This window comes from Pedobacter foliorum, from assembly GCF_013266735.1.
GTDB classification, from domain to species: domain Bacteria; phylum Bacteroidota; class Bacteroidia; order Sphingobacteriales; family Sphingobacteriaceae; genus Pedobacter; species Pedobacter foliorum.
Genome location: NZ_JABSNU010000015.1, coordinates 100470 through 111716, shown reverse-complemented (window position 1 = coordinate 111716; position 11247 = coordinate 100470). Strand labels below are relative to the sequence as shown.

The window sequence follows — 11247 nt, the reverse complement described above, 5'->3', positions numbered from 1 at the left end:
CCAGAGCCGATGGTACTGCGGTAACACGTGGGAGAGTAGGTCGGTGCCAAATCTTAAAGTAACCCTGTAGTTAATACTACAGGGTTTTCTTGTTTATAGCTATTCCTATGCTATTTGTTTAAAAATTTAATCACTAACACTTGATTAAGCCTTAGATTATTTCTTAATAAAGTATTTCTGTAACCATCTTTGTGCAATAATTTTGGTATATTTGATACAAATTTAAATAACATAAACGAATGAATTTATTCGCGGAAAAGAGAAGGGAAGTAATGTTACATATAGAAAGCTATATGCTTGATATGATGGAAACATACCTGAAACCGATTGATACAAATTGGCAGCCATCTGATTTTTTGCCTGATTCTACTAGTGAGACATTTTACCAGGATATAAAGTTTTTGCGTGAGAATGCGAAGGATCTTTCTTATGATCTTGTAGCTGTTCTAATAGGTGATACAATTACTGAAGAGGCATTACCGACTTATGAGTCTTGGCTTTGTATGGTTGATGGAATAACTAGAAATGAACAAGGTGGATGGATGAAATGGGTACGTCACTGGACTGCGGAAGAAAACAGACATGGTGATTTATTAAATAGATACCTATACTTATCGGGACGTGTTGATATGCGCCAGATGGAGATATCTACTCAGTATTTAATTGCTGATGGATTTGATATAGGAACAGGACACGATCCATATAGAAACTTTATATACACTAGCTTTCAGGAATTAGCTACTAATATTTCTCACAGAAGGGTAGCCTCTCTAGCTAAAAAAGATGGAGATACGTTGCTTTCTAAAATGTGTGGAGTAATTGCTTCTGATGAAGCGCGCCATGCTAAAGCCTATAAAGATTTCATGTCTAAAATATTTGAGGTAGATCCGAATGAAGCAATGATAGCTTTTGAGGACATGATGAGAAAGAAAATTGTAATGCCTGCTCATTTTTTACGTGAAATGGGTATGAAGATAGGTCAAACATTCGGCCATTTTACTGATGCTGCACAACGCCTAGGTGTTTATACTGCGATTGATTATGTTGAGATTATGCAACAGTTAATTGAAGAATGGAAGTTGGACAGTATGCGCGACTTAAATGAAGCTGGCGAAAAGGCTCGTGATTATATCATGGCTTTACCTAACAGACTAATACGTGTAGCAGAAAGAATGAGTAATCCTACAATGGAATATAAATTTAGCTGGATACATTCTTAAATAAAGAAGCTTTAATTAATACTAAAAAGGCGTGAGTTGTATAGCTCACGCCTTTTTAGTATTAAGCATTTTTGAGATTTAACCCCATACGGAATGTTTGTTACATATTCCGTCTATATTGGCCACCCACTTCATAAAGGGAATTAGAAATTTGCCCTAATGAACATATTTTACATACTTCCATAAGTTCATTGAATATATTCTCGCCTGCTATGGCAACTTTTTGTAGTTTCTTTAAGGCGAGAGTGGACTGTTCTATATTTCTATCCTGAAAGGCTTTTAGTGCTGTAATTTGAAATTGCTTTTCATCTTCTGTTGCTCGTATTACCTCTCCAGGGATAATAGTAGGTGAGCCATTCTTATTCAAAAAGGTATTTACACCAACTATAGGATACTCTCCGGTATGTTTTAACGTTTCGTAATAGAGGCTTTCTTCTTGTATCTTACCTCGCTGGTACATAGTTTCCATGGCTCCTAGTACACCTCCTCTATCATTGATGCGTTTAAACTCTAACAGTACGGCTTCTTCAACTAAATCGGTTAAATCTTCGATAATAAAGGCTCCTTGTAATGGGTTCTCATTTTTTGCTAAACCTAGTTCACGATTAATAATCAGCTGAATTGCCATCGCTCTGCGTACAGATTCTTCTGTTGGAGTAGTTATGGCTTCATCGTAGGCATTTGTATGAAGAGAATTACAGTTGTCGTAAATAGCGTATAGCGCCTGTAAGGTTGTGCGTATGTCATTAAAGTCTATTTCCTGAGCGTGTAATGAACGGCCTGAGGTTTGGATATGATATTTCAGTTTTTGTGATCTATCGTTTCCTTTGTATTTGTTTTTGATTGCTTTGGCCCATATGCGTCTTGCAACTCGGCCAATAACTGAATATTCAGGATCGATACCATTAGAGAAAAAGAAAGACAGATTAGGAGCAAAATCATCAATGTTCATTCCTCTGCTTAGGTAATACTCAACAAAAGTAAAACCGTTACTTAAGGTAAAGGCTAGCTGAGATATTGGATTTGCTCCTGCCTCTGCAATGTGATATCCGGAAATTGATACTGAATAAAAGTTACGTACTTTTTCTGTGATGAAATAGTTTTGAATATCGCCCATCATTCTTAATGCAAATTCTGTAGAGAAAATGCAGGTATTCTGTGCTTGGTCTTCCTTTAGAATATCAGCTTGAACTGTGCCGCGGACTGTACTTATTGCATAGGCCTTGATTTTCTCGTATATATCTGATGGTAATACCTGATCTCCGGTAACCCCAAGCAGCATTAAGCCTAATCCATTATTACCTTCAGGTAAAGATCCATTGTATGATGGTTTTTGCAGACCTCTGGACTGGTAGATAGAATTGATTTTATCTTCTACATCTTTTTGTAACCCATTTTCAACGATGTATTTCTCGCATTGCTGATCTATTGCGGCATTCATGAAAAAGCCTAACAACATAGGAGCAGGGCCATTTATTGTCATGGATACTGAAGTTGATGGGGCACAAAGATCAAAGCCTGAGTACAGTTTTTTAGCATCATCAAGCGTCGCAATACTTACTCCCGAGTTACCTATTTTGCCGTAAATATCAGGCCGAATGTGTGGGTCTTCTCCATAAAGGGTTACAGAGTCAAAGGCGGTTGATAGGCGGTGTGCTGGCTGACCAAGTGAAACGTAGTGAAATCTTTTATTTGTTCTTTCAGGTCCGCCTTCTCCAGCAAACATTCGGGTAGGATCTTCGCCTTCTCGTTTTAAAGGAAAAACACCGGCAGCATAAGGGAATTCACCTGGAACATTTTCTGTTAACAACCAAAAAAGAATATCTCCCCAATCTTTATAGCGGGGAAGAGATACCTTTGGAATTTGCAATTTAGAGAGAGATTCGTAAAAGAGAGGTTGTTTAATTTCCTTGTCTCTTACTTTGTATACAAAGAATTCTTGTTTGTACTTGCTTTTAGTTTCTGGCCATTGGCGGAGTAGTTTTTTACATTCTCCGTCCAGTTGTTCTTCTAAATGTTGATAAATCTCTTTTAACTGATTTTTTAACGTTTCTTCGGTTGAAAGATCAATAACACCTTGTAATTGATACAACTTTCTGGCTATTGTAGTTTGTTTATCTACCCATTCGTTGTAAGTCTGACTAGATTCAGCTATCTCTGCAAGGTATCGTATTCTATCCGGTCGAATTATATAGATCTTTTCAGATTCGCCTCCTATGAGCTCCATTTGGGCTTTAAAATCGATTCCTGTCTTCTCTCTTATCTTATTCATAAGAGCAGTAAACAGATTGTTCATGCCTGGGTCATTGAACTGCGATGCCATTGTGCCATACACAGGAATACTCTCGTCATCGGCATTGAAAAGATTATGATTACGTTTAAATTGTTTTCGCACATCACGTAAGGCATCTAAGGCGCCACGTTTATCGAATTTATTGATGGCAACAAGATCTGCAAAGTCGAGCATATCTATTTTTTCCAGCTGCGTAGCGGCACCAAATTCTGGGGTCATCACATATAATGAAACATCACAGTGCTCAGTTATTTCTGTATCTGATTGTCCAATACCGGATGTTTCAACTATGATTAAATCATAGCCTGCCGCTTTACATATATCTATGCTTTCCTGAACGTTTTTTGATAAGGCTAAATTGGCTTGTCGGGTGGCCAAAGAGCGCATGTATACCCTGGGATTATTGATCGCATTCATTCTGATCCTATCTCCGAGTAAAGCCCCTCCAGTTTTGCGTTTGGATGGGTCGACAGAGATAATTGCCAATGTTTTGTCTTTTACCTCTATTAAGAAGCGTCTTACCAATTCATCCACTAAGGATGATTTTCCAGAACCACCTGTTCCTGTAATACCAAGAACCGGAGCATTGTTACTGCTGGTAAGTTTTTTTAGTTCATTTACAAAGGACTGAGCCGCCTCAGGATCATTTTCTGCAACTGTTATTGCAGCCGCAATACTTTTGATATCTTTTTTAGGGATAGCTTTTAACTCACCATTTAATGAGGTTGTGGTGATGAAATCTGTTTGTTCAAGCATATTGTTAATCATGCCTTGCAAGCCCATTTTTCGGCCATCATCTGGCGAGTATATTCTTGTTATACCATAAGCCTGAAGTTCTGCAATTTCAGAAGGTAAGATTACACCTCCACCTCCTCCGAATATCTTGACATGAGTTGCACCACGTTCCTGCAGCAAATCATACATGTACTTAAAATATTCAATATGCCCACCCTGGTAAGAGGTCATTGCAATTCCCTGAACATCTTCTTGTATGGCACAGTTTACAACTTCTTCTACCGAACGGTTATGGCCTAAATGTATTACCTCTGCGCCGGAAGATTGAAGGATTCTTCTCATAATGTTGATTGTAGCATCATGTCCATCAAATAATGCAGCAGCAGTTACAAAACGAATTTTATGTTTGGGCTTATAGATTTCAATTTGTTCCATACCTTGTTTTATAATTGGTAAACAAAGGTAACAAAAACTGAGCGTGAGGAGGTTATATTAAAAGCAAGAAGGCCACTCAAATACATTAATGAGTGGCCTTCTTGCTTCTACGGAGAATTTTATTGATGCGTTAGTTCTGTTATAGGTTCACCTATGCAGCCACTAGGCATTTGAATATGGAGCATTGCAGCTAAGGTAGCAGCTATGTCTGTCATATAATGAGTTTTATTGGTTTTTCCCGGTTTTACATTCCAGCCCATAAATACACATGGAATATGTGAATCATAGGGGAACCATGCACCGTGGGTTGTTCCTGTTTTACCACCTTCAAAGTAGTTTGATTTAAGTATGTAATAAACATCTCCACTTCTGCGTGCATTGTATCCGTTGGTAATGGCTTTCTTTATTGGTTCTGGTAGGGTTGAACTAGCCAATTTGCTAAGGTCTACAGCATCCATAATACCATCTTGCTCTTTTAACGTTTCAATAGTCAGTGATTTTATTGCATCAAAGTCAGCATTAGCATCTTTAATTGCCTGATGATTGAAATAGAACTGGCTATTGGTAGAAGTGATAATTGCTTTTTTAACTTTGAATTTTTCTTCAATAGTAGTGTTTAAGCTTTTAATTACCGGAGAGTCATTGAATAATCCGCCCGGTAGTTTATTCTCAGCCATAAAGCCCGGAACATGCGCCGCGCCATGATCAGCCGACAAAAAGATAAGGTAATTTCCTTTACCAATTTTAGTATCCAGGTAGTTAAAGAACTGCTCAAGATCTTGGTCTAATCTAAGGTAAGTATCTTCAGCCTCTATTGAATTTGGCCCATATTGATGTCCAACATAGTCTGTTGCAGAACAACTAACTGCAAGAAAGTCAGTTGAGCCACTCTGACCTAACTTCTCTGCGTTAATAGCAAGTTTAGCCAATTCTAAAGTCATTGTATTTCCGTAAGGAGAACTTTTGATCATATCGTAGTTCTTGCCCGCGTACAACTTGAATGGATGAGGGAAAGTAGGAGTTTGCTCTCCTCTTGATTTCCCTTCATATTCTTTGTCGTCAGCAGTACTTTGGTTATAAGTTTCGATTGGATACAATGTATTCCAGTTCTTATCAAAGTACTTGTCAGCCATTTTCAACTTGTTATAATCTGTTAGCCATGTAGGTAGTTGAGTCATATAATGTGTACTGGTAATCCAGTCACCGGTACCACCATCATACCAATATGCTGCATTTGCAGAATGACCAGCAGGTAAAATTGACCCACGATCTTTTAATGAGATACCGATTACTTTACTTTTAAAATTTGTTGCCAGGCGAAGCTCATCAGTAATTGTTGTGGTAAGCATATTTTTTGGAGACATTAAGCCTGCTCTTGTATCGCTACCTACAGTTTTAACCGTAGTATCTTCAGCACAATAAACACCACGTTTTAATTGCGGGTCATACCAATCGTTTCCAATTATACCATTAATGGCGGGAACTGATCCGGTATATATACTTGAGTGGCCACATGCGGTATAGGTAGGAGTGTAGGGAATAAAAGTATTTTCAGCAGAGAACCCTTCGTTTACCATTCGCTTAAATCCACCTTCTGAATATCTGTTATAGTAACGGTATAGGTAATCCCATCTCATTTGATCTACAACTAATCCTATTACTAATTTTGGTCTGTTTAACGTAGTTGAAGATGTTTTCTTTGCAGGTGCTGGCTTTTTTTGAGCCATAGAACCTGTAGAGAACAGGGCGAGAACGGTAAATAAAAGGATAAATCTTTTCATCATTATATACTTCATTAAGTTTTGTTAGGAAATTTTAAAGTTAGTTACTTCACAATAAGTATTCTTTAATATTATGTAAAGTTTTTATGGTACTTCTGCTACCACAAAAGTGCTTCCTCCTATAAAGATCAGATCTTGTGGCTTGGCATCTTTTTTGGCTGCATTTATGGCCAGTTCAACAGTTGAAAATGTGCTTCCTTTCAGGTCATATTTCGCCGCTTCATCGGCAAGTTCTTGCGCTGGTAAAGCTCTTTCGAGTTGAGGCTGACAAAAGTAATAGCGCGCATTTACTGGAAGGAGATTTAATACTCCACTGATGTCTTTATCCTTAACCATCCCTATCACTATATGTAGATTATCATGAGGAGTATTGTTGATGTTTTGCATTACTTCTGTTATGCCGGCAATATTATGGCCGGTATCACAAACTACCAGAGGGTGTTCGCCTAGTATTTGCCAACGACCCATTAAACCAGTTAAACCTTTTACATTTTTTAGAGCAGAGTACAGCGCATCATTATCTATTTTAAAACCTAATGCTCTTAATTTCTCGACTGCTTGAATAACGGTTAGAATATTTTTTAACTGATAGGTTCCCGTAAGATCCAATAAGAGATCCTCGATAATTGACTTTCCATTCTCCAATATGGATATGCTTAAATACTCATTGCTTTTTGTCGACTTTGTAAGTTGAATTTGCTGATCAGCAAAAGTTATTGGACTATTTGTTTCTTTTGCCTTTTGAATAAAAACCTGATCAGTTTCTGGATGGCTTTCACCAACTACAACTGGAATGCCGGGTTTTATAATTCCTGCCTTTTCTCCTGCAATTTCCTTTAAAGTATTACCCAGGATATTGGTATGATCCAGACTTATGTTAGTGATAACCGAAAGTTCAGGAGTTATGATGTTAGTTGAATCTAACCGGCCACCTAAACCAACTTCTATTATGGCTATATCAACATTTTGTTTAGCAAAATATGAAAATGCCATGGCTACAGTTACTTCAAAAAAAGAAGGGCTGATTTCTTCAATAATATCCTGTTGCTCACCAACAAAGTCTATTACGAATTCTTTAGAAACCATTTCGCCGTTGATTCTGATGCGCTCTCTGAAATCTTTTAAGTGAGGGGAGGTATATAGTCCGGTTTTGTATCCGGCCTGTTGAAAAATAGCGGCGAGCATATGGGAAGTTGAACCCTTCCCATTTGTGCCGCCGATATGTATCGTCTTAAATTTATTTTGTGGATTATCTAGCCTTTCGCACATAGCGATGGTATTGTGTAAGTCCTTTTTAAAGGCCACAGCACCAACCCTTGTGAACATAGGTAGTTTGCGGTATAAATAATCAATGGTTTGCTCGTAATTCATTTCTGATGCCTATTAACATCACAAAAGTATTAAAGCTACCGGATTATTTAACTTTAAAGTTGAAAACAACTACACCGATTTGAACATCGGGAGCAGTTTCTGATGGTGCTAAACGAGCACCAAGCAATGCCTCTTTACATTTTTGCCATAACTCTCTGTCATTTAGGGTTGTTCCTTTAACTCCAGGAGTAGCATCTATAACAAGGCCGGCTTTATTTATTTTTATACGTACAGCAATTTTACCTGTTTTCTGGCCATCATCCTGAGGCGTAACCAGGTTAGTAAACTTTCTTAAGGCAATAGGGGTTTCTCCAAAACCAGAGCCACCTTCGCCATAGTTATTGGCAAGTGGATCTCCATTTACGCTTCCTTGATTCCCCGGTGTATCACCTGTTCCATCACCTGCACCAGTTCCTTTGCTCGATTTTCCTTTATACAAGGCATTTACATTTACAGCCGGTTTTGAAGGCTTGGTCTCTGCATTAGTTGCAGTAGGGGTAGCTTCTTTTTTAGTTGCTTTGCTTTTTACAACTACAGCATCCTCAGAGTTTTGGGTAACAATCTCCTTTTCGCTTGTTTGCGGAGTAGGAGTTTCTTTAGTTACTTCTTGTGGTGTTACTTTATCTGGTTTACGGTTATTTGCATTCGGATCGGCAGATGGCTCTTCTATGCTGGTGTAATCTGAACCCATACCTGTAGGAGAAGTTCCATAGTTAACAACCATACCGCCCATACCTGCCTCTTCAGGCTCAAAACTTCCAATAACTATAAAGAAGCTTAAAGCAAGCAATGCAGCCATGATACCGGTAGATATTGCCAGTGCCTTGGGATAATTGTTTTCTTCTTTAGGATAAGTCATTATTTCTTAGGTTCTACAGCGAGTACAACTTTTAGTTTTAATTTGTTACCTACATCATAGATAGACATTACATTTTCGATGGAAACTTTTCTTTCAGCATAAACAACTATGGTTAAATCCGGCGATGTCTTTTGCATGGTTTCAACTACAGCTAGAATATTTTCAGGCTTAGTAGGTTGCTTGTCTACAAAATAATTTAATTTATCATCTATAGATATAGTAACGGTTTTTTGAGAATTAGATTGTTGTCCTGCTTCTGAACGTGGTAATAATAGCTTAACTACCTGTGGATTAACTACGGCTGACGCCAATAGGAAAAACAAAAGCAGGAAGAACATAATATCGTTCAGCGCAGAGGTGTGTACCTCTACTGTTCCTTTATTTCTTTTGCGTAAATTCATTATTTTCCTGGCTCCTCTAATAGATCAATAAATTCAATAGCATCAGTTTCCATTCTTAAGATGATGCGTTCAACCATCATATTTAAGATATGATATAGTACATAAGCAATGATACCGATAATTAGTCCTGTAGCAGAAGTGATCATTTTAGTATAAAGACCTCCAGAGATTGTTCCAATTTCAATAGCTCCTTTAATGGAAACATCATGGAAAATAGTAATAACCCCAATAATTGTTCCTACGAAACCTAACATGGGAGCAATACCAGCTATAATTCCTAATATGCCAATATTCTTTTCTAGTTTAGAAACTTCCAGCTTTCCATTGTTTTCAATAGCAGCTTCAATATCTTTAATTGGGCGACCAATACGTTTTAGTCCTTTCTCTAACATTCTTGCTAAAGGAGAGTTATTATTGCGACATAAAGTTATTGCATTTTCTAATCTTCCATCATGGATGTATTGTTTAATCTGAAGCATTAAGTTTGATTCAGTTTTGGAAGCTTTTCTTATTGTCAGGTATCTTTCAACAAAGATTACTAATCCAAGAAATGCCAAAAAAGCCAGAGGCAACATTACCCATCCGCCTTTAAATAAAAGGTCGATAAAGTGAAGTTCAGGTGGGGCAGTGGTAAGAGCTTGGTTTAAATTATTAGCAGAATCAATAATCTTGTTAGCGGTATCAGTTGCACCTTGTAGTAAAACGATCATATTTATTGTGGTTTGTGTGTGTTTTTATTTTGATATATATATATTCCCGGGTCTTTTAATTTTGTAACGAGCAATTTGCGTCCTTCTTTTGCACTTTCCTCATCTTTAAATGTTGCAATGCTAATTTTTAATCTTCTTTTACCCGGCATAGTTGGGATAACTTTAGCCGTTATACCTATAGCCTTCATTTGGGCAATAAATCTGTCGGCCTCTTTTTCATTGATTACAGATGCGCCAACAACTTCCCAGGTAACTGGCCCTTCAATAGGGGCAACGCTAGTTGCAGTAGTAGCGGGTGCTACTGAAGGTTTAGCCGTAGCCACAGCCAGACTATCTTTTTTTAATGAATCGGCAGTTTGAATTGCTTTTTCATTACTTATTCTTAAGCTATCAGCAAGTGCGATCGAGTCGGTCCTAAGTTTATCATTATTTTTGATCAGATCAGAATTGTCATGAAGAACATTATCCTGAAGAGTATCTGTTTGAATAGTCTCAGACTTATTAAGCACAGAATTAAACAACTCTGGTTTTATTAAATATGTAGCCACCCCAGCCGCAAGGAGTATAGCAAAAGCAATAGTGATTTTTACATAAAGAGGAAGGCCTTGGTTTTGCTCTTCAACCCCAATTGATTCAATTATTTGCTTATCTAATGGACTTGGAGTGTTAAAGAAAGGCGGAGTTACAACCTTTGGTGTTATGGGTTCTTCAACCGCATCCAAATTATCACTAATACCCTCCGGGGTTTCAATGGCAATTGGTTCAACAGGTTTTTGAGTTACTTTAACTTCAGATATTTCTTCGTAAACAGGTTGATCATCATGTGCAGGCTTTTCTTTGTGATGAACAATTTCTAGCTCTTCAGATCCATCACCCAAGTCAGCATTATTGTCTTCAAGACTTAGTTGCTCCTCGGTAATTATAGGCTCTTGTTCAAACGAAGGTATTTGCTCCTCCGCTTGTTCTTCTGCCTCAACATCACTAACTATTTCGGCTTCCTGAATACTATCATTGGTAGTGGCAACTGGTTCTTCTTTTATAAGAGGTAATCCGTAAAAATCAAAACCAAAGTTCAATTGATCTTTAGGATTGAAAATTAAACTTCCAGGGATACCGGTTATAGTCCCCATTTCTCCAAAATCAGCATGTTGTTTTTCGGAAAGCTGTTTTAAAGTTTCTGACGCAAACTGATCAGTATAATAGGTTGCTGCCTCTGTTGATATGTTCCTTTTTTTACTGATATAGTTAACAAGAGATTGTGTTTCTCTAACCTCATCGGTAAAGTCTAGTATATAGCTTGGAGGCAGAAATGAGTGTGTTTCAGTATCATACCTTCCTGGCGATTTCTTTTTATAAAATGTACCCAGTCCAGAAATTCCCACTTCTTTCCGGGTTTTTATAAGTTCAGTAAGGTATGATAAGATATCCATTCTGGTAAAAAT

Annotated in this window: 8 protein-coding genes; 1 reads left to right on the top strand and 7 read right to left on the bottom strand. The window is 37.6% G+C overall.

Annotated features, from left to right (window positions below; genetic code table 11):
- The first annotated feature begins 239 nt into the window (after positions 1-239).
- The gene (locus tag HQN83_RS21945) at positions 240-1220 is read left to right on the top strand and encodes an acyl-ACP desaturase (RefSeq protein WP_173093376.1); all 981 of its coding nucleotides are present in this window, start codon (positions 240-242) and stop codon (positions 1218-1220) included.
- 100 nt (positions 1221-1320) lie between these two features.
- On the opposite strand, the gene HQN83_RS21940 is transcribed toward HQN83_RS21945, so the two are convergent.
- The 7 genes from HQN83_RS21940 to HQN83_RS21910 all read right to left on the bottom strand — a co-directional run bounded on the left by HQN83_RS21940 (position 1321) and on the right by HQN83_RS21910 (position 11235).
- Complete coding sequence (locus HQN83_RS21940) at positions 1321-4683, bottom strand: methylmalonyl-CoA mutase family protein (protein WP_173093374.1); 3363 nt, start codon at positions 4681-4683, stop codon at positions 1321-1323.
- Between the two features lie 119 nt (positions 4684-4802).
- Entirely contained in the window at positions 4803-6464 is a 1662-nt protein-coding gene (gene pafA / locus HQN83_RS21935; protein WP_173093380.1) for an alkaline phosphatase PafA, read from the bottom strand.
- A gap of 84 nt (positions 6465-6548) precedes the next feature.
- Entirely contained in the window at positions 6549-7835 is a 1287-nt protein-coding gene (locus tag HQN83_RS21930) for a bifunctional folylpolyglutamate synthase/dihydrofolate synthase (RefSeq protein ID WP_173093372.1), read from the bottom strand.
- A gap of 43 nt (positions 7836-7878) precedes the next feature.
- On the bottom strand, positions 7879-8694 hold the full coding sequence (locus HQN83_RS21925) for an energy transducer TonB (RefSeq protein ID WP_173093370.1): 816 nt from the start codon (positions 8692-8694) through the stop codon (positions 7879-7881).
- A complete protein-coding gene (locus HQN83_RS21920) occupies positions 8694-9095 on the bottom strand; it encodes an ExbD/TolR family protein (RefSeq protein WP_173093368.1) in 402 nt (133 codons plus the stop codon). Before HQN83_RS21920 ends, HQN83_RS21925 begins: the two co-directional genes overlap by 1 nt.
- On the bottom strand, positions 9095-9805 hold the full coding sequence (locus HQN83_RS21915; protein ID WP_108206839.1) for a MotA/TolQ/ExbB proton channel family protein: 711 nt from the start codon (positions 9803-9805) through the stop codon (positions 9095-9097). Before HQN83_RS21915 ends, HQN83_RS21920 begins: the two co-directional genes overlap by 1 nt.
- A 2-nt stretch (positions 9806-9807) precedes the next feature.
- Positions 9808-11235: a hypothetical protein gene (locus HQN83_RS21910; protein ID WP_173093366.1), complete on the bottom strand. Its 1428-nt coding sequence runs from the start codon at positions 11233-11235 to the stop codon at positions 9808-9810.
- Positions 11236-11247: the final 12 nt, after the last annotated feature.

Coding starts and splice junctions, on each gene's coding strand:
- HQN83_RS21945 (WP_173093376.1), top strand. CDS start 240: ATGAATTTATTCGCGGAAAAGAGAAGGGAAGTAATGTTACATATAGAA.
- HQN83_RS21940 (WP_173093374.1), bottom strand. CDS start 4,683: ATGGAACAAATTGAAATCTATAAGCCCAAACATAAAATTCGTTTTGTA.
- pafA (WP_173093380.1), bottom strand. CDS start 6,464: ATGAAAAGATTTATCCTTTTATTTACCGTTCTCGCCCTGTTCTCTACA.
- HQN83_RS21930 (WP_173093372.1), bottom strand. CDS start 7,835: ATGAATTACGAGCAAACCATTGATTATTTATACCGCAAACTACCTATG.
- HQN83_RS21925 (WP_173093370.1), bottom strand. CDS start 8,694: ATGACTTATCCTAAAGAAGAAAACAATTATCCCAAGGCACTGGCAATA.
- HQN83_RS21920 (WP_173093368.1), bottom strand. CDS start 9,095: ATGAATTTACGCAAAAGAAATAAAGGAACAGTAGAGGTACACACCTCT.
- HQN83_RS21915 (WP_108206839.1), bottom strand. CDS start 9,805: ATGATCGTTTTACTACAAGGTGCAACTGATACCGCTAACAAGATTATT.
- HQN83_RS21910 (WP_173093366.1), bottom strand. CDS start 11,235: ATGGATATCTTATCATACCTTACTGAACTTATAAAAACCCGGAAAGAA.